The organism is Fimbriimonadaceae bacterium (assembly GCA_019454125.1).
Lineage (GTDB): Bacteria > Armatimonadota > Fimbriimonadia > Fimbriimonadales > Fimbriimonadaceae > JALHNM01.
Map to the genome: position 1 here is coordinate 2,577,607 of CP075365.1, position 24,319 is coordinate 2,601,925.

Consider the following 24,319-nt stretch of genomic DNA (forward strand, 5'->3'; position numbering starts at 1 on the left):
AACCAGTGAGGCCAGGAGTAGGCTCCTTAGGGCTTCTTTGCAGTCGCGGGAATGATAAAACTCTTGTCCGGGTGCGAACCACCGAACTGCCATTGGCCGGACCAACTGATCGTGTCCTTGTGGCCGCCGCGTACCCTGATGTACCGTGCGCTCACCGGGAGATTCCGCTTTTCGTCGATCACCAGCTCGAACCGGTCGCCCTGCTTCGACTCGGCGAAGACCCGTTTATAATCGCGGGACTGTCCTTGGAACTCGACCTTGCGCTCCTCGCTCTGCGCCTTGAAGCCTCCGACGCCGCTCTCCAGGGCCTGCAGCACGGGCCCAAGGCTCGGACGCCCGTCCGCCAACGTCGCCAGCACTGAACGGGGCAGCGCCATCATCCAGGCTTCGAGCTTTGCCGCGTCGTACGGGGGCTCGGCGATCGGCCGGGCCGCGCTCCACTCCTCGCCGCGCAGCTCCACCTTCGTCTTGCCGTCCGAGATCACGCGGTCGAGGTCGCCCTTCGTCTCCGGAAGCGAGTATTCGATGTTGAACGTGGTGCCGTTGCGGATCCGGGTGACGGGGCGCCCTGTATAGATGTTGCCGCCGACCTCGTAGGCGACCCGTGTTTCCAGGCGCGCCTCCTTGACGCCGGCCATCGCCTGGTCCACCTTGTCGCCCAACGCGACCAGGCCCGACTTCGAGGCTTTCCAGCCGTTCGTCTTCGGTGGCACCACCTCGAACGTCCTGGGCGGGATCTTTATTTCGGAGACGCCCGGTAATGCGGGTTCGCCGCCCGGCTTCGTTTCCGGCCCACTCGTCGGGTTTGCTCCGCCCGGCGCCGGGTTTTGACCGGCGGGGGCGGTCGATCCCGGGTCGGGCGACTTGATCCCGCTCGTATCGGTCTTGGGCGCACAACCGCAAAGGCAGAGGGCGATTAACGCCGGCCACCACTTCACACCAGCATTGACGTTCCTCAGGAGGTGAATCATTCCCTTAAACAAAGGCCGCGGGACTCAAGGGCACGTCCAGGCTCGCCCAGTAGCCGAGGTCAATCTCTTGGAACGGGGCGTCCTTCTCCTGGCACTCGCGCAAGAACTCGAGCTCCTTTTGCGAGAGTTCCCCGCCTTGCCCGACCCGCTCGGCCATCTCTGCGAGGCGGTTGAACCGCTCGATGTGGTCCCCGAAACGGGCTTCGGCATAGTCGCGCGCGGCCCAGGTCGAAATGAGGAACTGCCAGTCGCTGGCTTCCGCCAGCAACATTTCCCGGGCGCACTGCTCGACGATCTCGCGCGAGAGGCCGTCCTTAACCGACTGCACCAGCTCGCGGAACCGCCTCTCGACGGGGTACAGCTCCTTCCACGTCCAGAAGTTGTCCTCGTTCAGCCACACGGTGTGGTAGCCACCTTCTCCCCAAGAGCCTTCGGGCAAGTGGATCAAGTGGGTCGCGGGGTCGCGGTCGACGACGTCTCCCCCGCTGCACATCTCGATGAGCCCGCTCCGGTGCATCTCCAGCGCCGATTCGTAAAGAAACTCCGGGCCTTCCCACCACCAGTGGCCGAAAAGCTCCGTGTCGTACATGGCCACGAGGCACCCATCGCGGTTCGCCTGGCCCCGGTAGTTCGAAAGCACGCTCGCGACCATCTGCACGAAGTCCTTGGCGTGGGCGTGGATGCTGTCATAGGCCACCCAGGGGTCGTACGCCTGCTTCTTGCCCAGGTCGTCCTTTTGCTCGCTGATGCGCCAATAGCGCAGGCGACCGGGGTAGAGCTGCTTGTGGAACTCCAGGTAGTACGGGTCGCCCGGGTACCCGACGTCTCCGGACCAAACCTTGACCGTTGTCTCCGGGTCCCGGGCAAAGATCGTGGGCCCGCTGGGGATCGCATAGTGCTCGTATTCGCTGCGGAACTCGGTCGGCGGCGTGAAGAGGTGCTTCGTCCGTGCGAACATCTCCGCGAGCTGCGGAAACTTCTGCCAATAGGTACCGAGCGGCTGGCCCCCACGGATCAGGTGCGAGTCCACAAAGAAATACTCGATCCCGTTCTCCCGCACAAAGTCGCCGACGTCCTTTCGCGGCCAAGGCTCCTGGTCTCCGGTGGGCGGCTTCCACTCATATCCCGGCCGATACGCGCACTCCGGCAGCCAGATCCCGCGCGGCTTGCGGCCGAACCGCTTTTCGTGGCTACTGACCGCAAGCTTCACCTGGGCCTGGACACTCTCGTCCGTGCCCAGCAACGGAAAGTATCCGTGCGTCGCGCCGCAGGTGATCAGCTCGATCATCCCTTCGTCCTGCATGGCGCGGAACCCGCCGCAGATCGAACGGTTCCACTGGTGCTTGAAACTGACGAGGGCGCGGGTGTAGTACCGTTGCCACATCGCCGCGATTCCGACCATTTTAAGCTGGCCCTCCGCCTCGAACTTCTCCTGGTCGCCGATCGCGAAGTCGATCTTCTCCTGGCAGTAGTCCTCGAACCCCGCTTTGAAGCTCGGATCGTCGAGCTGCTCGGCCAGGATCGGCGTCATGTTGATCGTCCAGCGCGGCTTGACCCCCTCGTGGCGCAACCGGTCGAGCGCGTCCAAGATGGGCAGGTAGCACTCTGCCGCGCTCTCGAAGATCCAGTCCGTCCCGTGCGGCGACTTGCCGTGCGAGAGGACGTACGGCATGTGCGAGTGGAGCACGAGCATGAAGCGGCCGACGGACATCAACCCATTGTGGCACCGAGCTTGGCCCCGATTCCGCGGCCAACACGCCGAGGACAATGTATATGGCACGAACATCGTATAATGCCAAGTGTGGGCGTCGTCAACACTGCCTCGAAGAAGAGGCCGGGGCAATACCACCACGGGAGATTGGCGGATGCGCTCTTGGATGCGGCCGCCGCCGTGGTCGCCGCGCGCGGCCCCGACGCTGTCTCGCTCCGCGAGCTTGCGCGCGAAATCGGAGTCTCGCCCAACGCACCCTACCGCCACTTCGCCGACCTTGACAGCCTCCTCTCCGAGGTCGCCGGGCGCGGATTCGACGACCTGGCCCAGCAGTGCCTTGAAGGCGGTGCCCTCGAAGACGGGCTCTTGGGTATGGGCACTGCCTACATCAGTTTTTCGGCCCGGAACCCAAACCTCTATCGCCTGATGTACTCGGGTCGGCTAGACGTCACACGGCACGACCGCTTGGCGCGCAGCGCCGGGACGGCGTGGTCCGTCCTCTGCGCGGGCATCGTCCGAACGGGGTTGCGCGGCGAGGCGGCCGAGACCGCCGCAGTCGCAATGTGGTCGCTGCTCCACGGCTATGCCTTGCTCCAGCTTCATGGCCTCGTCGGCGAGCGGCGCCCGCCGGACGGGGCCGAGGTCAAGCGCCTGCTCGGCGCCCTGAGTTTCGGGGCGGGTTAGACCCAGCCGCGAATGCGGCACGCTTCCGCCACCCGTTGAACCGCGACCAGGTACGCCGCGAGCCGGGTGTGCACGCGAAGCGACTCGCGTTGCTGGTGGACGTCGCGGAAGGCGTTGGTCATGATCTCGTCCAGCTTCGCTTCGACCCGGTGCCGGTCCCACTTGTCGAGCCCCGCGTTCTGCACCTGCTCCATCCAGCTCACGGTGACGCCGCCCGCATTGCAGAGGAAGTCCGGGAGGACGTAGACACCCCGTTCAAAGAGCACTTTGTCCGCGTCCGGCGTCGTCGGACCATTGGCCAGCTCCGCGACCACCTTCGCCTTGATCCTGCCCGCGTTCTCACCCGTGACCACATTCTCCAAGGCGGAAGGCAACAGTACGGTGACGTCCAGTTCCAACAACTCTTCGTTGGTCACGGTCCTTGCACCCTTGAAGTTGACGACCGAACCGGTCTCGCTCTTGTGCCGCATCAGTTCGGCATGGTCCAGCCCGTCCGGGTTATAGACGCCGCCCTTCGAGTCGCTCGCCGCGACCACCGTCGTCTTGAACAGGCTTTCCAGCAACTTGTGCGCGAAGTGGCCCGCGTTGCCATAGCCCTGGATCGCCGCGGTCGAGGAGGCTAGGTTCGTGCCCGTGGCAGAAGCCCATTCCCGCAGCACGAACATCCCGCCCCGCGCAGTGGCGTCGTCGCGCCCGTTGATCCCACCGACCTCCAACGGCTTGCCCGTGATCACGCCCGCCTGGTGCTTGCCCTGGGTGGCTTCATATTCGTCCATCATCCAGGCCATGATCTGGCCGTCGGTGTAGACGTCGGGGGCCGGCACGTCGCGCTCGGGGCCTAGCACGTTGCTCAACTGGCGGATGAACCCACGCGCCAGCCGCTCTTTCTCGCCCATCGACATCGCCTTGGGGTTGCAGATGACGCCGCCCTTGCCGCCACCGAGCGGGATCCCCACGACCGCCGTCTTCCACGTCATCCAAGCCGCAAGCGCCCGGACCGTGTCGATCGTTTCCTCTGGGTGCCAGCGGAGACCGCCCTTCGCGGGCCCCCGGGCATCGTTATATTGGACACGGAAACCGCGGAAGACATTCACCGATCCATCGTCCATCCGGACCGGAATGCGCACGTGGTATTCGCGCATGGGCCATCGGAGGAACTCGTGGGTCGCGGGATCAAGGTTGAGGACGGCGGCAGCTTCGTCGAGCTGCGCCTGCGCCGTTTCAAACGGGTTGTTCATGCCGGGCCCAAGTATATGTCCAAGGCGAACGATACGGCCAAGCACAGACCAGGGTCTAGAGTGAACGCAAGGTGAGGAGGGCCACCTCAGGGGGACAGAACGCCCTACGGCTAACCCCGACCACACCGACACCGCGCGAGACGTAGACCGGAACCGGCGCATCCGGATAGAAGCCCCGCTTGTACGTGCGCCCGCCATAGGGCGTGTGGAGCGGGATGCCGAAAGGCAGGCAGACCTGGCCGCCGTGGGTGTGCCCGGCTAGCATCACCGAGCACCGCTTGTCGATTCGGCTCACGAAGTCGGGCTCGTGGAACAGGCAAACGACGTTCTTGTCGTCTTGCGGGCGGAGGACGTCGTGCCGGTCGCGCTTCGCGATCCCATCGTCGACGCCCAGGACGCGAACCCCGTCGACCTCCACCGTCTCGTTCCGGAGCAGGCCGGACCGCGGCCCGCGCAGCGCCCTTTCAAAGCTGCGCACCACCCGTGGGGTGGACCGCAACCAATAGTCGTGGTTGCCAAGGACTCCATAGGTCGGCACGCCGCTGGCGGCGGCCTCGCGCAGGGCTTTGAAGGCCAACTCCTGGGCGTGAGGGTCTTCGGTGCTGAGGAAGTCGCCGCCGAGCAGGAGGACGTCCGGTTTCTGGGCCACGGCTAGGGCTATCGCGCGACCGGCAAGGCTCGCCTTCCACACGCTGTCCATGTGGAGGTCCGTGACCAGGGCGACTCGGAACCCGTCCGCGTCCCACCGCGGGAGGCGCAGTTCATGGTGCTCCAGCCGCAGGTCGCTGCGGTTGCCCAGTTGGGCGAAGGAGACCCCGCCCGCGAGGGCAAAGCCAGCTCCCATCGAGAGCCGTATGAATTTGCGACGCGAAAGCTTGCGGCCCATGGAGTCGGGTGCGGCCGCCGACCTGGGTCGCGCGATCCGACCCTTAGTGACGTCCCGTTCTGCCGGCAGGTTTCGAAAGCAACCCCGCCAGACCGGTCTGTAGGCCGTATAGCACGGCGAACGTCGCGGCGCACGCGAAGAACTCCAGCGTGAAGCTGTGGAGCTTGTAGAACAGCTCCGTCACAGTCAAGGCGACGAGCAGGCTGGGGGCCACGCGGAGGACGTCCTTTGCCCCGCTTTGGGCCACGGCTACCGGTCTCATTGCGGCCAATGGTACTTCATGGCCCATGGCCGTCTGGTTGCTCACTCGCCCTTGCGTCGAGAAGCGGCGGCGATCAGGCCGATGCTCGCCAACGCGAGGCTCGGCTCGGGCACCGGCTTCGTGTCGCCGCTGCCCGAATGCGAAAGCACCGCGATCAGCCCATAGAGCACCGGCAGCGATCCGAAGAGGCCGGCCCTCCCAAGCGCACCGCTGACTTCCGGCCCGTTCCAGCCGGGAGGCTCTACGCCGGGCGGAACCGTCTCCAATCCAGAGGTGGCGAGGAAGCTCGCCTCGGACGGGAGCGCCGGGCCGGTCTCGACCTTGGCGAACTCGATCCTCGGCTGCACGGCTGCCGAGACGGTCGTCGTGGTCGGCTCGGAGAGGCTGACCCGGTCTTGGCCCGCCGCGTCCTCGTCCCCAGCCGCCGCCATCGCGGAAGTCTCCTCAACCGGCACCGCTTCGGACTCGTCAACTGCGATGCGGGGGTCGCCTGCGGCGCCCACGGCCGCCGGGCGTTGGGCCACCTTCGGCTGCGGCTGCACGGCCCGCACGATGAACGCGTCCCGCCTCAGCGAGTAAACGGCGGTGCCGTCGCGTTGCACGAGGACCGGCTCCCCCTGTGGGAGCAGCATCTCGGTCGGCTCGCCGCTTGGCTGAGAAACCAAGAACAAGCCCCCCAAAGCAAGACGCCCTTCCGAGAGACCGCCGAGTTCTCTCCCGCGGCCCAAGCGCGTTTCGAACTGACGGGCGAAGCCGGCTTCCGTCCGAAGCCGCTCGCGGAGCTCGGCGACGGAAACCGCCCATGAGGAGACCGCGGCACAAGCCGCAACACCAGCCAGGATCGATCGGGCCTTTAACATTCTGAACCTCTCCATAGCACGGCCCCAAAACGCCGGCCGGAAAGCAACTGACGCCCAAAGATTAGCATTGCCCCCATAAGAAGCGGTGCGAATTTTTACCGGTATCTACCGATTAAGCAAGCGAGATAGACCTTCGCTTACTCGATTACTCTCGCAATCTCGCCCGCCATTTTAACTCTGTGCATTATTGAACTATGAACTGTAATTCTCAAGGCAAGACATCCCAATGCATTATAGGATAACAGGCGTGATATGAGATTCTATTAACCGTAAAGAAGTCGAGGCCCGGGTCCGCCTTGCGGAACCGGGCCAGCCCCAAGAGGCGGGTTTCGAACCTAGTTCGAGGCCTTTTGTGCCGAGCGGCGGCGAGAGACCATGGTCACGAGGCCCACGGTCGCGGCGATCATGAGGCCGGGCTCCGGGATCGGAGGAGTGTCGCCACCGCGGAAACCGAGGGCGAACCCGCCGAGGACCGGGACAAGCCAACCGAGGCCGCTGTTGCTCGTGCCGACTGGCACGAGCGGCGGCGCGACCGAAACCAGGGCCATAGGCCCCGATTCAGGCAGGGGCGGAAGGGTCAGTCCAGTCTCCGCAGCCATCAAACTGGAGTCCGGCATCGCGATCGAGACTGCTTGGCCAGGCGCGGCGACACCCACCAGACCGGGCTTCACCGGGTTGGCCTGGGACACGAGGTCGGTCCCGCGGACCATTGGGTTACCGCACCGCGTGCGGAGGATCGGACGCCCATCGGCGTCTTCCCAGACCGGCATGCCCTTCTTGAAGTACATGACCCGCGATCGAACTTCGCCCGAGTCCGGCGAGTTGTAGACCAGGTACGGGCCGGTCTCCTTGAGGGTGCCGGGCCGCAGGCTCGTGAGCAGCTTCATGACCTCGTCCTGGGTCATCCCAAAGTGCCGCATGAAGCGGCCCATGACAAGCGGCTCCTCCTTGCACTGCTTCACCAGGCTCGGCACGTTGTTCGCGGGCCGGACCAGGAAGCTGTTGGGCTCCATCTGTGCCTGGGCGAGCGCACAGATGGCTACCGCTGTCGCAACGACAGCGAATCGAGTTCTACAATTCATGTCTAGTTACCTCTCTTTGAGCCGAGCGCCTGCATCCCTGCGCAACGGTCAAGATCCAACGTCGATGAATAATACGACATCCAGAAAGATGCCAATGTTCACGGGAGGGGGGAAACCAGTACGTTTGGCGGGTGGCTAGAGCAGTCCACCCTTGTCCGCTAAATCACTAGCGACAAGTTCTCTGGCTTTTCGGGCGCGTTCGATAACTTCCAAGGCGTCCTTTGCGGCGGCTTGCTCCGCCTCCTTCTTGCTGCGGCCGGAACCTTCGCCCATAACCTCGTTGTCGAAAAGCACGTGCACCCGGAAACGGCGCTCGTGGGCAGAGCCGCCTTCCCCTGCCACGCGATAGAGCGGAGTCCGCCTCCAGAGAGCCTGGGCGACTTCCTGGAGCCTGGACTTGTAGTCGTGGGGGCTGACGTCCCCGGCGCTCACCTGCAGCAGGAAGCCGTCCAGCTGCTCCAGCACGAACCACCGGGCCTTCTCCAATCCCGACTCCAAGTAGATCGCTCCGACCACGGCCTCGAAAACGTCGCAGAGGACGGACGGGCGCAGTCGCCCTCCGGCGGCTTCTTCACTGGTGCTCAGTTCGATATCTTTGTCAAGTCCCAGCCGCAACGCGGTATCCGCCAAAGGTCCCTCTTGGACGACGCTGGAGCGTGCCTTGCTCATCATCCCCTGATCCCAATCCGGGTGGTTCTCATAGAGGAACTCCGCGACGATCAGGCCGAGCACCGAGTCTCCGAAAAACTCAAGGCGCTCATAGCTGTCGCGGACTCCGTCGGGCGCGGCTGATCGGTGCCGGAGCGCGAGCCTGTAAAGCTTCTCGTCCTTCAGTGGGATCTTCTTTGGGATCATGTGGCCCTTTCAAGGCAGTCGGCGAGCCGCTCCAAGCCCCGACTGATGTCCTCGCGGCTGGCTGCGTAACTCAAGCGGATGTGGCCCGGCCCCTCGAAAACGGAGCCCGGGATCGTGGCCACGAGGGCCTCTTCGAGCAAGTGCTTTGCCAATTCGGCGTCGTCGGCGAACCTCCCGCCGAGATAAGGCGAAACGTCGGGGAAGCAATAGAAGGCGCCCTTCGGCGGCACGGTCTTCACTCCCGACAGGCTGGCAAGCCCTTCTAGCATCAGTTCCCGCCGAGCGGCGAACTCGGCCCGCATTGATTGTACGGTGTCGTCCGGCAGTTTTAACGCGACAAGCGCGCCACATTGCGCGAAACTGGTCGGGTTGCTGGTGACCTGGTCCTGCAAGGCGGAGATCGCGGTCGCCACGGGGAGCGGCGCGGCCAGGTAGCCGATGCGCCACCCAGTCATCGCGTAGCTCTTGCTGCACCCGGAGATGGTCACGGTGCGGTCGTAGACCTCCGACCCGAGGCTGGCAGGACTCACAGGCTCGAAATCGTAGACCAGGTGCTCGTAGATCTCGTCGCTGATGATCCAGAGATCGTGCCGCAAGGCGAGCGCGGCCAACTCCTTGACCACGCCCCTATCGAACCCGGCGCCGGTCGGGTTGCTCGGCGAGTTGACGATGACCGCCTTCGTCCGCGGGGTGACCGCGGCCTTGAGGCGGTCGAAGTCGGGCTGGTAGTCATTAGCCGGGTCGCAAGGGACGACGACGGGCTGGCCACCGGCCAGGCGGATCTGGTCCGCATAAGTCATCCAATAAGGGGCCAGGAGCAAGACTTCGTCGCCCGGCTCTACGAGCACCTGCAACGAGTTGAACACTGCCTGCTTGGCGCCGCACGTGACGATGACCTGCCTGGGATCGTACCGAAGCCCGTTCTCCCGCCAGAACTTGGCCGCCACGGCCTCGCGCAGCTCGGGAGTGCCGGCCGAGGCCGTGTACTTCGTAAAGCCCCGGTCGAGCGCTTCTTTGGCGGCGGTGCACACCGCCTCCGGCGTGTTGAAGTCAGGCTCTCCGGCCGCGAACGAGATGACGTCCTTGCCTTCGGCCTTCATCTGTTTCGCCCGGGCCGTGATCGCCAGGGTCGGCGAGGCTTGCAGGAGGGCAGTACGACTGGCCAAGGCACGGGTCGGCACGGGCCAGAGGTTACCCCTGGCCCCTCCGCACCAAACGGCCACGACCGACATAATCGGCCCGTGGCAAACCATCGTCGGGGAACCGTCCTGTTCTGGCTGGGGCTTGCCATGCTCGCCGCCTTTGCCGTCCACCTCATTGCCGGGGGCAGCGCTGGGCTTCCCATCGGCCGTGTGCTTGCCGAACTCGCCGCTGGCGACACAGGCCGCACAACCCCCGAGAACCTTATCGTCTGGCGCCTGCGCTTGCCCCGCGCGTGCGCCGCGCTCTTCGTGGGGGCCATCCTTGGCGCGGTAGGCTCGGCGTTCCAGGCCTACTTCCGAAACCCTCTCGCCGAACCCTACGTCGTGGGCGTTTCGAGTGGGGCGGCGGTCGGAGGCGCCTTGGCCGTTTTCCTCGGGCTGGAGTCAGGGCTTGGGCTCTTGGGGTGGTCGTTCCTGGGCGGGGCGCTTTCGCTCGGGCTCGTGCTGACCCTCGCGGGCGGCTGGAAGTCGCCGAACGTGAACGGGCTTCTTGTGGCGGGCGTGGTGATCGGTGCGATGCTCTTCGGCGTCACGACGCTCGTCCTCGGCCTGGCGGGGCAGGATTCGGGGCGCATTCTGCGCTGGCTGCTCGGCAGCACCACCCCGATGTTTTGGGACCGCGTTGCCGTCCTCGCGGGGTTCGTCGTGGTCGGCGTCCCTCTGCTCTGGAGCCAAGCCCGCCCCCTCAACGCGATGGCCCTCGGCGAATTCTCCGCCCAGCGCCTGGGCGTAGACCCCTTTCGAACCCTCCTGCTCGTCCTGGGGGCAGGGACGGCGATGACGGCGGCCACGGTCGGCAGCGTCGGGATCGTCGGGTTCGTCGGCTTGGTCGCCCCCCACCTGGGGCGACGCCTGGCGGGCTCCGACGTCCGCTGGTGCCTGCCCGCGTCAGGGCTCATCGGCGGCTCGTTGCTCCTGCTTTCGGACGTGCTGGCCCAACGCATCCAACCCGGTACAGAACTCCCGCTCGGCGCAGTCACGGCCGTCATCGGCGCCCCCGCCCTCTTGCTCTTGATGCGGAAGAGGGAGGCTACTCCTTAGAGTAGGGGTTGCACAGCGGGTCACCGATGACGACGTCCTTCCACTTTGTCACGAGCGAGGCCATGTAGAAGCTTTCGGCGAGGTTGAAACCGCTCGTGTAGCGGTCGAAAAGGATCTCCGGCCTGGCCAGGGCGAAGGTGTATGGCTCGCTGACATAGCCTTTCACGCCGGTCACACCTTGGGCGATGAGGTCGGCGACGAGGCTCTGCCCGACCGTCGGCTTGGCAAACGTCCGGCCGCTCGTCGAGACAAAGGTCTCACAAACCGCGCCCGGCTGAAACTTCAAGGCATGGTACGACTCAGCCGAGAAATTGCTGTCGTTGCTACCCCAGCTGCAATAGCCCATAAGCGCTTCGCTCGGTGCGACAAACGCGGAGGTCGATTCCAGCGCTGCCTTGAACTCTTTCTTCTTCATGATCGCGGCCGCCGTCTCCAAAGCTTTGTTCAGTTCGCCGTAGCCTTGGTCGGTGCGGTTCGCCGCCTGGTCGAAGAAGAAGGGGCCCTTGCTGGGCTTGGCCGCTAACGAGTTGTCCACGAGCTTCTTGGCGTCTGCAAGCGTATAACCGTCGAGCCGCGTCACCAAGTACATATTAAACTTGCTGCTGTCAAAGTGCTCGTTCTTATTAAAGTAGGGGTTGAGCGAGCGCTTGATCTGTTCCGGTTCGGGCTGCTCCATCGCTTTGAAGTCCATCCGCATAGCCGCGAGTTGACTGTCCACGGCCCGCCCCCAGTCATCGATCATACGGATCGGGACGCCTTTCGTCATCACGATAAAGTCGATCCTATGCTCGCTTTTGCCCAACCTCGCCTTGATGGGGTCCTCGATCTTCTTGATGTAGTCATCGAGCGACACATTGTCCTTCGGTTCGACGTCCAGCGTCACAAGGTTTTCCGGTGGGATCCGGCGCTTCTCCCGGTAATACTTTGAGAGCTCCAAACTGTCCTTGCTCGCTTTATTCTCGACGACCAGGACCCGTTTGGAATCGGCCGGATACTCGCGCGGAGCCTCGGGGGCGGCGGCGCAAGAAACCGCGATGAAGAGAGTCAGGGGAAGACCGATGATCAAGCTAAACCTCATGGACGGGCCGCGGGAGCGAGGGCGAACGCGTTAACGGTTTGCACCACGAACTCCGCCTGCTCGTCCGACAGGTGCGGGTGGACGGGGAGGCATAAGCACTCCCGGCACACCTTCTCTGTCAGAGGCAAGGATCCCGCCCCACCGCCATACTTCTTATACGGCTCGTGCATGTGTAGCGGGACGGGATAGTAGATCGCGGAGTCGATTTCGTGCGATTTCAGATATGCGGCAAGCTCGTCGCGCCGCTCGTGCATCACCGTGTACTGGTGCCAGGTGTGGTTGTTCCCGGGGGCGATCACGGGAAGCCGCACGCCCTCGGCCACGATCTTGTCCGTATAGATCGCCGCGATCGCGCTCCGCCGCGCCGTCCAGTCCGCAAGCCGGTCCAGCTTGGCGCAGAGCACAGCCGCCTGCAACTCGGCCATGCGGCTGGTGTAGCCGATGTCATCGTAGTAGTAACGCTCGCGCCCCATACCGTGGATGCGCAGGCTCCGGCTCCGCTCGGCGACCTCGTCGTCGTCGGTCAGGACCATGCCCCCGTCCCCGGCCGCGCCGAGGTTCTTGGTGACATAAAAGCTGAGCGCCGCCGCCCGCCCCCAGCGCCCCGTGGGAACTTTGTCGCGCTCGTTCAGGACGGCTTGGGCCGAGTCTTCCAACACGAAGATGCCGTGGCGCTCGGCGATTTCGCGGATGGACACCATGTCCGCCATCTGGCCGAAAAGGTGGATTGGCAGAACGGCCTTCGTCTTTGGCCCGATCGCCTCTTCCAAGTGGTTGGGATCCAAGTTGAACGTGGCCGGGTCGATCTCCACCATGACGGGGACGGCCCCGAGTTGGACGATCGTCTCGATCGTCGCGACAAAGCTGAACGCGGTCGTGACGACCTCGTCGCCAGGCCCGATGCCGCAGGCCTGCATCATGATGCGCAGGGCGTCCGTCCCGCTGTTGACGGCGATGCCGTGCTTCACTCCGTGCTGGGCCGCGAGCCGCTCTTCGAGAGACCGGTTGTGCTTCCCAAGGACATAGGCTCCGGTGGCAAAGATTTCGGCCACGTCGGCATCGACCCGCTCCTTCACCTCGCGGTACTGGGCGGTCAAGTCAAGGAAGGGAACACGCACCCCGCCAGTGTATCCCGTCCGTAGGGAGGCGGGGCGGCGCGCCCAGGCGCTAAATCCGCTTGACTGTGAAGGAGAGCTTCACGCCGCGGCCGTTCTCACCGTACGTGACGCTGCCCTTGCCAGCCTCGGTCTCCCCCGTCCTGGTGTCGAACCAGATGGTCGTCGGTTCCAGTGCGGTCACGCCTTGGCCCGGATCGTACTGGCCCTCGACCCGACCCAGCTCGCGGCCGTTGCGGTTCTCGATGGCCTTGAGCGTATAGGTGACGCCGATCTTCTTTCCACCGACCGAAATGTCGATCTTCCAGCGACCGCCGACCGGGATCGGCCTGCCTGGGAAAACGAGGTTTGGGGTCTCGGAATTGGCGGAGAGGGCCTCGTTCTTCTCGTAGCGCAGGACCGCGCCAAGGTCGTTCGTGACGGCGATGAAGTTAAAGCCGTCGACAGCCTTGATGTTGTCGGCGAAGCCTTGGAAGACGCCGGTGCCCTGGGCCGACCGCACGGTCGTGGTGTGGTGCCACTTCAGTTCCTGGCCCTTCTTGCCAAGGAACTTGGACCGGACCGTCGCGGCGAAACCAGCCTTGCCCTCAGCCCCGATCGGCGTCATCTCGGTCGAGATCGCATAGGTGGTGATCTGGCCGGGCGTGGGGCGGAGGCGAAAGTCGTAGGTCTTCGCTTTGTCCGTGTGGCCCAGGCCCGAGAGCACGGCGGTAGCCATCAGAAGTGTGGTCACACCGAGAATGCTCGGACAACCTACGGTCTGGCAACCCGAGAAAGAAACCGGTTCCTTATTCTTTTGGCCGCGTGGTCAGCCGTTCGATCCGCTTTTCGAACTTGTCGCCCACGACGATCCGATCCACAAAAATGCTGGGGGTGTGGATCTGGTCCGGGTCGAGGGCACCGACCTCGACAAGTTCCTCGACCTCCGCCACACAGACCTTCCCCGCTGCCGCCACCATCGGGTTGAAGTTGCGGGCCGTCTTGCGATAGACCAGGTTCCCCCACCGGTCGCCCTTCCAGGCCTTCACGATCGAGAGGTCGCCCCGGATCGCCTTCTCCATGACGTAGTCCTCGCCCTCGAACTGCCGCGTCTCCTTGCCTTCCGCCACCATCGTTCCGAAGCCGGTCTTGGTGAAGAATGCGGGGATTCCGGCACCGCCGGCCCTCAGCCGTTCGGCCAGCGTTCCCTGTGGGTTGAACTCCAGCTCCAACTCACCGTTCAAGAACTGCCGCTCGAACTCGGCGTTCTCGCCGACATAGCTGCTCAGCATCTTCTTGATCTGGCGCGTCTGCAAAAGCAGCCCAAGTCCAAAGTCGTCCACGCCGCAATTGTTGCTGACGACGGTGATGTCCTTCACGCCCGTATCGCGCAACGCGGCGATCAGATGCTCGGGGATGCCGCACAGGCCAAACCCGCCGGAGAGGACCGTCATGCCGTCGAAGACCAACCCCTCAAGGGCCTGGCGCGCGTCGGGATAAACCTTGGTCATAGCGCTTAGTCTACTGAAAGTCCGGCGTCACACGCACCTCGAAGGGCACAATCGTCGTCGTGCGTGGACTTCTGTGGCCGGTCGTGCTCGCGAGCGCGTCGCCTCGCCGCTCGGATCTGCTCCGGGAGCTCGTCGAGAGCTTCACGGTCGACCCGGCCGACATCGACGAGGATGCGATGACCGACCCCGACCCCTGGATCACGGCCCAGCGTCTCGCGCGGGAGAAGGCCTTGGCCGTGCAGAGCCGGCACCCGGAAGCGCTCGTCATCGGGGGGGACACCGTGGTCGCCCTGCCGACGGGGATCGACACTTACGAGCAGCTCGCAAAGCCGACCGACGAAGCCGACGCCCGGCGCATGCTGGGCCACCTCTCCGCCAAGACCCATCTCGTCGTGACCGGCGTGTGCCTCGCCTGGCCCGGCGGCCTCTCCGCCTTCACCGAGACCACCAAGGTCACGTTTCGGGCGATGTCGGCCGACGAGATCGCCGCCTACGTCGCGACGGGGGAACCTCTCGATAAGGCCGGCGCCTACGGCTTTCAGGGCGGCGCACGGCCGTTCGTGCAGCAGGTCGAAGGAAGCGTCTCGAACGTGATCGGCCTGCCGATGGAACGCTTGGAGGAAGCCCTGCGGTCGCTCCGCTAGGAGCAACCCCCTTCTAGAAGCGGTACGGAGGTCGATGGACGCCGGACTCCGTCACGATCGCCGTGACGAGCCCGCCCGGAGTGACGTCGAAAGCGGGATTGAAGACCTCGCACCCGGCCGGGCCCAAGCTCACGCCCTCGATCTCGGTGAGTTCGCGCGGGTCGCGCTCTTCGATAGGGATCCCTGCCCCGTCCGGAGTCGCCGGGTCGATGGTGGAGCATGGCGCGGCGATAAAGAAGGGGATCCCGTGGTGCCGGGCGAGGACGGCTAGCATATAGGTGCCGATCTTGTTCGCGGTGTCGCCGTTCGCGGCGATACGGTCTGCCCCCGCGACCACCAGGTCGACTTTCCCTCCCTGCATCAGGCTCGCCGCCGCCGAGTCCGCCAGGCAACTGAAAGGAATGGTCTCGTAGGCAAGTTCGAAGGCGGTCAGGCGTAAGCCCTGTTGCCGGGGCCGTGTCTCGCAGGCGTAGACGTGCGCGACCTTGCCCTCGCTGTGCGCGGTGCGCACGATGCCAAGGGCCGTCCCGTGGCCGGCCGTCGCGAGGGCGCCTGTGTTGCAGATGGTCAAGATTCGGGCCCCGTTCGGCACGAGGGCGGCGCCATGCCGGCCTATCGCCAAGTTCATCTCCAAGTCTTCTCGTTCGATCGCTTTGGCCTCGTTCAGCAGGGCCTCGGGAGACTGGGGAGAGACCCGGGCCATCCGTTCAACCGCCCAAAACAGGTTCACGGCGGTCGGCCGTGAGGACGCCAGTCCAGGATAGGCGGCCTCCAAGTCACCCTGCATCGCCGCCAAGGCGACGCCATAGGCCGCCGCAACCCCGATCGCCGGCGCGCCCCTCACCGCCATGTCCCGGATGGCGTCGTGGACTTCTTGCCAGGAGCGAAGCTCCAGCCACGCTTGGCGCATGGGGATTTGGCGTTGGTCCAGCAGGCGCATGTGGTCGCCCGCCCATTCCAAAGGTCGCAGGGCCATCTCGAGCATCGTACCGGTTGGGAGTAAGTTGCTTGGGATGCGAGTCCTCATCGTCGACGACAACCTGCTCTGGAGCGACCGCCTTCGCCGCTGTGTGGCCTCCTTGGGTTACGATGCTTCCGTCGACCCGACCGGCGAGGAAGAGGGCGGGGCCGACGTCGTCATCGTCAACCTCGGCAGTCCCGAGCTCGACGTGGCAAAGATCGTGCAGCGCCACCCCGGCGCCACCGTCATCGGCCGGTGCGGACATAAAGAGGCCGCCCTGAGGGAAGCGGCGATGGCCGCCGGGTGCCACCGCCTTGCCACGAACGGTGAGCTCAGCCGGGCGCTACCGAGATTCTTGGCCAGTCTCGACCCCTCGTAGAAAAATCTAGCAACAACACCTGTCACTGTGTGATAGAAAATTATTGCAAGCAAGGTGAAAGTGTCTATAATAGAGTCGCGGGGAGTCATGGCCCCGTTGGGAGAACTTTATGAACAAGTTTGCGATTATCGCGTTGACCAGCCTTGGTGCCTCTTTCGCAATGGCTGGCTCTATCACCACCACGTTCGCCGGCGGCAACAACGGTGCTTCGCTCTGGACCAACTATTTCGACGCAAATGTGACCAACGCCAACGGGCTCCTCGTCACCGACTTGGTCGTCAACACGCTCGAGGCGGGCGCCTCCTTCCGAGTCGACGTCTACACCCGGGTCGGCACCTATAACGGTAACGAGCGAAACGGCGGCGCGGGGTGGAGCCTCGTGTCTTCCGGAACCGGCATCAGCAATGGCAATGGAAGCAACCTCGGTGGCCTCCAGAGCCCAGTTGACGTCAGCGACTTCGTCCTCGGGCCCGGCCTCACCGGCATCGCGATCCGCTATACCGGCGCTTCCCCGGTCTACTCAAACGGCAACGGCTCGAACCAGAACTATAGCAACGCCGACTTGGCCCTGACCCTCGGCTCGGCCGCGTCGACGACGGTCGCGCCGTTCGATCCGGGCTCGGGCCTCTTTACCCCGCGCGTCTGGAACGGCACGATCAACTACCAGGTCGTCCCCGAGCCGGCCACCATGGTCGCCCTGGGTGCGGGCCTCGCCGCTCTCGTCGCTCGCCGCCGCAGCAAGTAAGCTCGGCAACGTTAAGACAGGAACGAGCCCGGGATGTCCTCCCGGGCTCTTTCTCTTTTTATGGCACGAGCGGCTCGTCAAGCGTCGGCAAGGGTCGACGCCGCTTCAACACCCGGCCGAGTGTGTCGGCGAGGTCGTCGAAAATCGTGTACGAGCACGGAATGATGAGCAAGCTGAGGATGGTCGAGAGGATCGTGCCGCCGATGATCGTGATGCCGATCGTCTCGCGGAACTCAGACCCGCGTCCAATCGCCAAGGCGATGGGCAGCATGCCGACGACCAGAGCCAAGGTCGTCATCCAGATCGGCCTCAGGCGCGTCTGCCCGGATTCCAGGAGCGCTTCCCGCCGCTCAAAGCCCCGGGCCCGCAACGTGTTCGCATAGTCCACGAGCAGGATCGCATTCTTGCCCACGAGGCCGACGAGGGCGATGATCCCGATGAAGCCGATGATGTTGAACGCCTTGTCCGTGAGAACGAGCGCCAAGATCGCCCCCACCATCGCCTGGGGCTGCGCAAGCTGGATGATGAAGGGATAGAGCAGGTTGTCGTAGAGCGAGGCAAGGACCATGTAGACCAGGATGAGGCCGAGGCCGAGCGCCCCGAAGAGGTAGCCCACCTCCCGCGCCTGGGCGTCCGCCTGGCCGAGCGGCCGATAAGTCACCTGCTCCGGCAATAAGTTCTCCTTCTTCATCCAGTTGTCGATCTCGCCTTGGACCGTCCCAGCCGCATAGCCGGGGAGAAGGTCCGCGGAAAGCAAGATCTCCTCCTGGCGGTCACGGCGGTCGATCTTGTCCAAGCCGCGCCCCCGCTCGATCGAGGCGACTTCCGTAAGGTAGACGGGATCGTTGCGCCGGAAGGCGATCGGAATTTTCGCCAAGGTTTCGGGATCGTCGCGGTCGAGCCGGTCCATCATCACGCGGATGTCGTATTCCTGGCCGCCGGTCCGGAACTTGGTCGTATCGTCGCCCTCGTACATCACGCGCAACGCCCCGCCAACCTCGGCCGCGGAGACGTCGGCATAGGCCATGCGAGCGCGGTCCGGAACCACGCGAAGCTCGGGCTTGCCCGCCTTGGAAGAAAGGTCGGGCGAGACCACGCCCTTGATCGCACCTGCGGCGAGCAACTCGCGGACTTTCTCCGCGGTGGCCAGGAGGCGCTCGCGGTCGTCCGACCGGAAGGACATCTGGATCGCGGCGCCAAAACCGAATCCGCTTCCTGCGGTCACGGTGACGCGGGCTCCCGGAACCTTGCCGATCTGTTGCAGCAAGTCGCCGGCGACGCTCTGGTCCGAGACATACCGGAGTTTCTCGTCGTGCTTCGACCAAGGGAGCCGGTCGAGCAGCGCCGCTTTATCGTAGAGCGTGACCGTCAAGAGGGCAAAGTTCGTGCCCGAGGAGGATGCGCCGAAGCCGGCCGAACGCGAACCCAGGCTCGAGACGACATAGTGCACCTGGGGGTGCTTCATCACGATCTCCTCGATGTCTTTCACGACCGCCGAAGTCGCCGCGAGACTGGAGCCCGTCGGCAAGTCGACGTTGACGAGGACCTGCGCCGCGTCGCTCGGGGGCAAGAACGCGAACTTGAACACGGACTCGCCTTTCCAACTTCCATAGGCGAAGCCGGCCACCGCCGCCGCCGGAAACGCCAGGCCATAGAGAGCGCCCGCAAGCAAGAGCTGGGGCATAAACCGGCGCTGCGCCAGAAGCGTCACGATCATGGCGACCAGGCCGATGACGGTCGTGACCACGATCATGCGGACTTGGCCCATGGCCGCGGCCTGTGCGCTGGGGGCGAAGCTGCCGCCGATGAAAATGAAGAGCGAGAAGAGCGCCGTGAACCCGAGGTTGAACACGAACCAGCGGTGGTCCAGGCACCAGGCGAGCGTGTTTCGATAGGCGACCGAGAAGCGGTGCCAGTTCCGCTCGAACCACCGGGCGAAGCGGCCCTGCGGATGCTCCCAGTCCTCGCCCTTGCGGTACCACCGGCTCGCCAGCATCGGCGTGACCGTGAACGAAACGAGCAGCGACAGCATGACCGCCACTGCATAGCCAATGCCGAGCGGGCGGTAGAACTGGCCCACGATGCCGCCCATGAAGCCGATCGGCAGAAAGACGACGACGTCGGCAAGGGTGATCGCGATCGCCGCGAGGCCGATCTCCGAACGACCGTTGATGGACGCTTCGACCGGCTCTTCGCCCATGGTCAAGTGCCGATAAATGTTCTCGATGACGACGATGGAGTCGTCGACCATGACGCCCACCGCGAGCGAGATGGCGAGCATTGAAAGGTTGTTGATGGTGAAGCCGAACGCCCAGAGCGCGACCAGGGTCGCAAAGATGCAAAGGGGGATCGAGACGGCCACGATCAACATCCCGCGAAGGTTGTGCAGGAAGACGAAGATCACCGCCATGACCAGCAAAACGCCGAAGCCGATGGCGAACTGCACGTCGAAAAGCGACTCGCTGATCTGCTTGGCGGCGTCCGTCGTCACCACGAACTCGATGCCGTAATCTTGCTCCAGCCTCTCGATGAGGCTGGGATCGCCGGTGCGGATCGCACTGCTGATCTCGACCGCGTTGCCCGCCTTCGCCTTCTGGACCACCATCGAGACGGAGTCGGAGCCGTTCAGCCGGCTAAAGGAGCGCCTTTCGACGTTCGTGTCGACGATGGTCGCGATATCTCGCAGCTTCACCGCCGTCACAGGCGCGTTCTGCTGGCTGCGGTCGCTGAGGCTGACCCACATCTCGCCGATCTGGTCGGGCGTCTTGAACTCGCCCAGCATGCGGACCGTGTACTCCTCGTCGCCCGCGACGATGCGGCCGCTCGGCACGTTCAGGGCCGCGTTCTGGACCGCGTTGCGGACGTCGATGATGCCGAGCCGATAGGCCTCGAGCTTGTCCGGCCGCAGGCGCACCTGGATCTCACGGACCTCGCCGCCGCCGACGCTCACGTTTGCGACGCCCTTGACCCGGGCGAACTGGTCCTTCAGCTTGTTCTCCGCGAGGTCGCGGAGCTGGCGGTTGCTGAGCGTCTTGCTCCGCAAGATCATGGTGAGCACTGGGTCGGCGCTCGTGTCGAACTTGTCGACGATCGGCTTTTCGATCTCGCGGGGGAGCTCGCCGACCACGGAGTCGACCTTTGAGCGGACCTCGTTCAGGGCCGCTTCCTGATCCGCGCCGATCTCAAACCGGACGGCGACAGAAGAAACGCCCTCCTGCGAGGTGCTCGTCACCTCTTGCAGGTTCGCGACGCCGGAGACGACCTCTTCGATCGGGCGCGTCACCAGCGTGTTCACTTCGTCCGGGCTCGCGCCAGGATAAACGGTCGTGATCGTGACGAGGCCGAAGCTCACGTCCGGGTTCAACTCGACCCGCATGCTGCGGTAAGCGATGATGCCGAAAAGTAGCACCAGGCACATGCACATGAAGATGAACACGGGCCTTGTGATGGCGATGCGGGTTAAGCCCAACCTTTACTCTCCTTGGGGTTGCGCTTGGCGCGCCTGGGTCGTGCCAGAAGCCGGCTGTTCGATGCGAACGGGGGTGTCCTCGGCGACTTGGGTCTGCCCTCGCGTCATGACCTGGTCGCCAGTGGAAAGGCCGCTGATCTCAATCCGATTGCCCTGCTCGATGCCGAGCTGGACCTTCTTGCGCTTGGCTTTGCCGTCGACCACCACGAAGACGTAAGCGGTCTCACCGTCCCGGATGATCGCTTCCGAAGGCACCGTGAGGGCGCCCGTCCGCACGCCGGTTTGGATGACACCCTTGGCGAACATGCCCGGCTTCACCGCGTCCATGCGCTCGTCGATCCCGATACGGACGCTCACGAGGCGGCCCGGCCCTGTCGCCGAGGGCGAGACGGCGCGGACCGAACCGCGCAAGACGGTGTCCGGCAGAGCGTCCAGCCGCACGTCCACGGGCATGCCGACGCTCACCGAGCGGATCCGCGTCTCGGGCACGTTCGCATCGAAGTAAGACCCCGCCGCACCGACGATCTTCGCCACCACCGAACCCGGTGCGACGTAGGTGCCCGGCTGGACCGGACGACCCTGGACACGGCCGCTGAAGGGCGACCGGATCGTGGCGTCGCTCAATGCCTTCCGGGCGATCTGGACGGCTTCCTCGGCGGCGCGAAGGTTCGCCTGTGCGGACTGGACCTGTTGCCGGGCGATCTCGTCGCCAGACCGGTCCGCCTTCGCGAGCCGCACGTTCTCCTCGGCCGCGCGGACTTCCTGTTGCGCGGACGCCAGGTCTTCAGGGCGCGTCGCATTTTGCACAAGGCTCTGGCTCTGAAGCGAGGCTTCATAAGCGGCGAGCGCGTTGGCATAGGCGTTCTGAGCCTGCTCGACTTCGACCTCGGCAATCGCGCCCTCGCGGAAGAGCCGTTGGGCGCGGTCGAGCGCCGCCTTGGCCGTGTCGAGGTCGGACTTGGCGCGCCGCACGGCCCATTCGGCTTGCTCGCGCTCCTGTGTCCGGGCGCCGTTCCGCGCCTTTTCGAACTGGGACTGAGCCTGGGCCAGCCGCGCCTCGGCCGCCCGCACGGCAGCGGAGGTCCGTTGCGGCGAACGGTTCGCTTCCACCCGCGCTTGGTTCAAGGCGCTGCGCGCGGCCGAGGCCTGGGCAAGGACCTGCCGAAGCTGCGCGTTGAGGCTTGTCGTCTCCTGGGTCGCGATGGTTTGGCCCGCCGTCACCTGCTCCCCTTCTCGGACGAGCACGGAGACCAGCCGCCCCGGCACAGCCGGCCCGACGTCCGCCTCGTCGCTCGTGGCGATCGAGCCTGCCACTTCGATCGTCTCGCGCAGGTCCTCGATGCGGACCGCGGCGACCGTCACCGGGACGGTGGGGTCTTTGACAAGGGCTTCTGTCTGCTTTGCCTGCTCTTGGGCGGCGCGGTCGACACAGCCCGCTGCGGCGAGCAGGGCCAGAAAAACGAGCGAGAGGTTCCTCATGGACTGTCCGGTTGCTGTTCCTTTTGGTTTGGAAGGGCGTCGCGCCCGAGAGCGCGCAAGAGGGCCGAGTATTCGGCCAGCACGTTGTACTTCGCTTGCTGGACGTTGCCTTGGGCGGCGGTCAGGTCGGCCTGCGCCTGGATGACGTCGAGCAGGATGCCCGCGCCCTCGTCATAGCGCAGCTGGGCGAGCCGCAACGCTTCGCGCGCGAGCCGCTCGCTGTCCAGGGCCACGGTGTAAGTCCGTTCTGCGGTCAGGAACCGGGTGTGGGCGCCGAGGGTCTCCAGCGCGACCCCGAGGGCCTGCTGCTCCAGCCCGATGCGGGCCTGGCGCTCGTCTTCCCGGGCCGCGTCGACCCGGCCGCGCGTGATGCCCGAATCGAACACGGGCCACGAGAACGCCAGGGTCCCGATCGTTCCGTTGTCGTCCTGGCCGGCGGCAGGGTCGAAGACCCGCGTGTGGGTGGCGCTGAGGGCGAGGTCCGGCTGCAGGCTCGCCTGAGTCGCCGAGGCCAGGCGGTCCAGGCTGCGGATGCGGAACTGGGCGGCCTCCAATTCGGGCCGCGCTTGGATCGCCGCGCGGACCAGGCCCTCGGGATCCTCCGGGACCTCGGGCAAGTCGTCGATGGGCTGGGTCTGGAAAGGCGTGTCCACCGGCCGGGCCAGAAGGTTGTTGAGAGCCTGCTTGGCCGTGACCACGTTCCCCTGGGCTTGGAAGAGCGCCTGCTCCGTCTTGCGGACTTCGTTGCGGAAGCGCAGGACGTCGAAGTTCGGGATCGCGCCCTCCCGCTCGCGAACCTCGGCTTTTTCCTGCCGCTCCTGTGCGGCCGTCAGCGCCTCCTGCTGGACGCGGGTAAGCGCCTCGGCCTGCAGGATTTGGAAGTAGGCGCGCCGGACCTGGTCGTAAAGCGTGTTGCGATCGGCCGAATAGTTCGCGATCTCAGCCTGGCGCGAAAAGCGGAGCGCCTCCACCTGCTTGCGGGTGCCGCCCGAAAGGTCGAACGCTTGTCGGAGCGAGACCGAGGCGGTCTTCGAGTCGTTGGGGACGGAGGGCGTCGCAGCCGCCTGGGCACGCCCCTGGGGATCGAGGCTCACGCTCGAGCCCGAGTTCGAGAATCCGCCGCCAGATGAAACAGAGCCTTCGAACCGGGAATAGGCGGCCGAAAGCGAGACGGCAGGGCCGAGCGCGCCCCGCGCCGCACGGACTTGGTCTCCCGCCCTATCGATCCGCGACTGGGCGATCTGGAGCGCGAAGGAACTCTGCTCCGCAAGGGATAGGGCGTCGTTCAAGGTCAAGACGGGGCCGCCTTCCTGGGGCAGCGACACCTGCCAAAGGAGGAAGAAGGGGACGAGGGCGATCATTGCTCCACCTCGAGCTGCTGGGCGACCTCGAGCTTTCTAGTCATCTCTTCCAAGAGGGCCTGGAAGGCCTCGATCTTTGCAACCATGAGTCCCTTCACCACGGGATCCCGCATTACGATCAGCTTGTCGCCGGCCTTGATTCCGAGATCGGCGCGGGCCTCGGCCGGAATCACGATCTGGCCACGCTCGCCAACTGTAGTCGCCCCGTAAAAGCACTTCTCAAGGTCCATCTGAGCGGTCCGTTCGTACTTTTCATACGAATCGACCCGATCATACTTTCATGATGGCCTTCGAGATGGGCCCTGGGCACTTTCCGAGTTACGGACGTTCACGGACAAAGTTTCGGACCAAAAGAAAAGCCGGGCCTCTAGCCCGGCTTTCTGCCTTTATTCTTCGCTGTTCGACTGTTGGGTCGACTCTGCTTCCTCGCGTCGCGGCCCTCGCTCGTAGTTCCGGGAGCGGGCGGGGCGCGGCTCGTCTGAGATGTCCGTCACCACGAACGGCAGGAGGGCCATCTCCCGGGCCCGCTTGATCGCGCGGGTGATCATCCTCTGCTGCTTCGCGGTGTTTCCGGTCTGGCGGCTTGGAAGGATCTTGCCCCGGTCGGTGAGGAAGCGGCGAAGGATCGCCACGTCCTTGTAGTCGACGTTCTCAATTTTATTGACGGTGAGGTAGCTGACTTTCCGGCGTCCCTTGCGCTTGGCTCGGCCTTCAGAACGCCCGTCGTCCACCGCGGCCTTCTCAGCCAGCGGATCCATGCCCATCGGTCTCGTGCTTTCTTCGCTCATTGGTCTCTCGGGCGCCCC

At 64.9% G+C, this 24,319-nt stretch carries 24 protein-coding genes; 5 read left to right on the forward strand and 19 right to left on the reverse strand.

The genetic code is table 11. The features are described 5' to 3' along the window. Window positions 1–26: 26 nt before the first annotated feature. Both KF733_12515 and KF733_12520 read right to left on the reverse strand, forming a co-directional pair. The gene (locus tag KF733_12515) at window positions 27–938 is read right to left on the reverse strand and encodes a hypothetical protein (protein QYK55818.1); all 912 of its coding nucleotides are present in this window, start codon (window positions 936–938) and stop codon (window positions 27–29) included. Window positions 939–975: 37 nt separating this feature from the next. Beyond that, window positions 976–2,682, reverse strand: a complete 1,707-nt coding sequence (locus KF733_12520) for a DUF1957 domain-containing protein (protein ID QYK55819.1) — start codon at window positions 2,680–2,682, stop codon at window positions 976–978. Between the two features lie 90 nt (window positions 2,683–2,772). On the opposite strand from KF733_12520, the gene KF733_12525 reads away from it, so the two are divergent. Then, a complete protein-coding gene (locus KF733_12525; GenBank protein ID QYK55820.1) occupies window positions 2,773–3,366 on the forward strand; it encodes a TetR/AcrR family transcriptional regulator in 594 nt (197 codons plus the stop codon). Here KF733_12525 and KF733_12530 read toward each other — a convergent pair. The 7 genes from KF733_12530 to KF733_12560 all read right to left on the reverse strand — a co-directional run bounded on the left by KF733_12530 (window position 3,363) and on the right by KF733_12560 (window position 9,730). Continuing rightward, on the reverse strand, window positions 3,363–4,604 hold the full coding sequence (locus tag KF733_12530) for a Glu/Leu/Phe/Val dehydrogenase (protein QYK55821.1): 1,242 nt from the start codon (window positions 4,602–4,604) through the stop codon (window positions 3,363–3,365). The two genes, KF733_12525 and KF733_12530, sit on opposite strands and share 4 nt — an antisense overlap. 55 nt (window positions 4,605–4,659) lie before the next feature. Further along, window positions 4,660–5,448 carry a metallophosphoesterase gene (locus KF733_12535; protein QYK55822.1) on the reverse strand — a complete coding sequence of 263 codons (789 nt, stop codon included), beginning with the start codon at window positions 5,446–5,448 and terminating at the stop codon, window positions 4,660–4,662. A gap of 85 nt (window positions 5,449–5,533) precedes the next feature. Beyond that, on the reverse strand, window positions 5,534–5,752 hold the full coding sequence (locus tag KF733_12540; GenBank protein ID QYK55823.1) for a hypothetical protein: 219 nt from the start codon (window positions 5,750–5,752) through the stop codon (window positions 5,534–5,536). A 41-nt stretch (window positions 5,753–5,793) separates the two neighbouring features. Beyond that, window positions 5,794–6,612, reverse strand: a complete 819-nt coding sequence (locus KF733_12545) for a hypothetical protein (protein ID QYK55824.1) — start codon at window positions 6,610–6,612, stop codon at window positions 5,794–5,796. 335 nt (window positions 6,613–6,947) lie between these two features. Then, window positions 6,948–7,625 (reverse strand): hypothetical protein, encoded by a 678-nt coding sequence (locus KF733_12550; GenBank protein QYK55825.1) that lies wholly within the window; start codon window positions 7,623–7,625, stop codon window positions 6,948–6,950. A gap of 204 nt (window positions 7,626–7,829) precedes the next feature. Continuing rightward, window positions 7,830–8,549 (reverse strand): ribonuclease III, encoded by a 720-nt coding sequence (rnc, locus tag KF733_12555; GenBank protein QYK55826.1) that lies wholly within the window; start codon window positions 8,547–8,549, stop codon window positions 7,830–7,832. Then, complete coding sequence (locus KF733_12560; protein ID QYK55827.1) at window positions 8,546–9,730, reverse strand: pyridoxal phosphate-dependent aminotransferase; 1,185 nt, start codon at window positions 9,728–9,730, stop codon at window positions 8,546–8,548. Before KF733_12560 ends, rnc begins: the two co-directional genes overlap by 4 nt. Before the next feature lie 60 nt (window positions 9,731–9,790). On the opposite strand from KF733_12560, the gene KF733_12565 reads away from it, so the two are divergent. Beyond that, a complete protein-coding gene (locus KF733_12565) occupies window positions 9,791–10,792 on the forward strand; it encodes an iron ABC transporter permease (protein ID QYK55828.1) in 1,002 nt (333 codons plus the stop codon). On the opposite strand, the gene KF733_12570 is transcribed toward KF733_12565, so the two are convergent. Genes KF733_12570 through KF733_12585 form a run of 4 tightly spaced genes read right to left on the reverse strand, consistent with a single transcriptional unit; the run spans window position 10,782 to window position 14,475 of the window. Beyond that, on the reverse strand, window positions 10,782–11,858 hold the full coding sequence (locus KF733_12570) for a TIGR03790 family protein (GenBank protein ID QYK55829.1): 1,077 nt from the start codon (window positions 11,856–11,858) through the stop codon (window positions 10,782–10,784). The two genes, KF733_12565 and KF733_12570, sit on opposite strands and share 11 nt — an antisense overlap. A gap of 8 nt (window positions 11,859–11,866) precedes the next feature. Further along, window positions 11,867–12,988 carry a DegT/DnrJ/EryC1/StrS family aminotransferase gene (locus tag KF733_12575; protein ID QYK55830.1) on the reverse strand — a complete coding sequence of 374 codons (1,122 nt, stop codon included), beginning with the start codon at window positions 12,986–12,988 and terminating at the stop codon, window positions 11,867–11,869. 49 nt (window positions 12,989–13,037) lie between these two features. Beyond that, the gene (locus tag KF733_12580) at window positions 13,038–13,718 is read right to left on the reverse strand and encodes a hypothetical protein (GenBank protein ID QYK55831.1); all 681 of its coding nucleotides are present in this window, start codon (window positions 13,716–13,718) and stop codon (window positions 13,038–13,040) included. 55 nt (window positions 13,719–13,773) lie between these two features. Continuing rightward, window positions 13,774–14,475, reverse strand: a complete 702-nt coding sequence (locus tag KF733_12585) for a CoA transferase subunit A (GenBank protein QYK55832.1) — start codon at window positions 14,473–14,475, stop codon at window positions 13,774–13,776. Between the two features lie 59 nt (window positions 14,476–14,534). Between KF733_12585 and maf the strand changes: the two genes are divergently transcribed. Continuing rightward, window positions 14,535–15,119: a septum formation protein Maf gene (gene maf, locus KF733_12590; GenBank protein QYK55833.1), complete on the forward strand. Its 585-nt coding sequence runs from the start codon at window positions 14,535–14,537 to the stop codon at window positions 15,117–15,119. 13 nt (window positions 15,120–15,132) lie between these two features. On the opposite strand, the gene mtnA is transcribed toward maf, so the two are convergent. Continuing rightward, window positions 15,133–16,095 carry an S-methyl-5-thioribose-1-phosphate isomerase gene (gene mtnA / locus KF733_12595; GenBank protein QYK55834.1) on the reverse strand — a complete coding sequence of 321 codons (963 nt, stop codon included), beginning with the start codon at window positions 16,093–16,095 and terminating at the stop codon, window positions 15,133–15,135. 37 nt (window positions 16,096–16,132) lie between these two features. Between mtnA and KF733_12600 the strand changes: the two genes are divergently transcribed. Together KF733_12600 and KF733_12605 are read left to right on the forward strand one after the other, a co-directional pair. After that, window positions 16,133–16,459: a hypothetical protein gene (locus KF733_12600; GenBank protein QYK55835.1), complete on the forward strand. Its 327-nt coding sequence runs from the start codon at window positions 16,133–16,135 to the stop codon at window positions 16,457–16,459. A gap of 109 nt (window positions 16,460–16,568) precedes the next feature. Further along, window positions 16,569–17,204: a PEP-CTERM sorting domain-containing protein gene (locus KF733_12605; GenBank protein QYK55836.1), complete on the forward strand. Its 636-nt coding sequence runs from the start codon at window positions 16,569–16,571 to the stop codon at window positions 17,202–17,204. A 58-nt stretch (window positions 17,205–17,262) separates the two neighbouring features. Here the strand turns inward: KF733_12605 and KF733_12610 are convergent, their stop codons facing one another. The 5 genes from KF733_12610 to rpsR all read right to left on the reverse strand — a co-directional run bounded on the left by KF733_12610 (window position 17,263) and on the right by rpsR (window position 24,271). Beyond that, entirely contained in the window at window positions 17,263–20,673 is a 3,411-nt protein-coding gene (locus KF733_12610) for an efflux RND transporter permease subunit (protein QYK55837.1), read from the reverse strand. Window positions 20,674–20,676: 3 nt separating this feature from the next. Further along, on the reverse strand, window positions 20,677–22,152 hold the full coding sequence (locus KF733_12615) for an efflux RND transporter periplasmic adaptor subunit (protein QYK55838.1): 1,476 nt from the start codon (window positions 22,150–22,152) through the stop codon (window positions 20,677–20,679). Continuing rightward, entirely contained in the window at window positions 22,149–23,513 is a 1,365-nt protein-coding gene (locus KF733_12620; GenBank protein ID QYK55839.1) for a TolC family protein, read from the reverse strand. The genes KF733_12615 and KF733_12620 overlap by 4 nt, the downstream gene beginning before the upstream one ends. Further along, window positions 23,510–23,743 carry an AbrB/MazE/SpoVT family DNA-binding domain-containing protein gene (locus KF733_12625; GenBank protein ID QYK55840.1) on the reverse strand — a complete coding sequence of 78 codons (234 nt, stop codon included), beginning with the start codon at window positions 23,741–23,743 and terminating at the stop codon, window positions 23,510–23,512. The genes KF733_12620 and KF733_12625 overlap by 4 nt, the downstream gene beginning before the upstream one ends. Before the next feature lie 156 nt (window positions 23,744–23,899). Continuing rightward, window positions 23,900–24,271, reverse strand: a complete 372-nt coding sequence (gene rpsR, locus KF733_12630; protein QYK57172.1) for a 30S ribosomal protein S18 — start codon at window positions 24,269–24,271, stop codon at window positions 23,900–23,902. Window positions 24,272–24,319 lie beyond the last annotated feature (48 nt).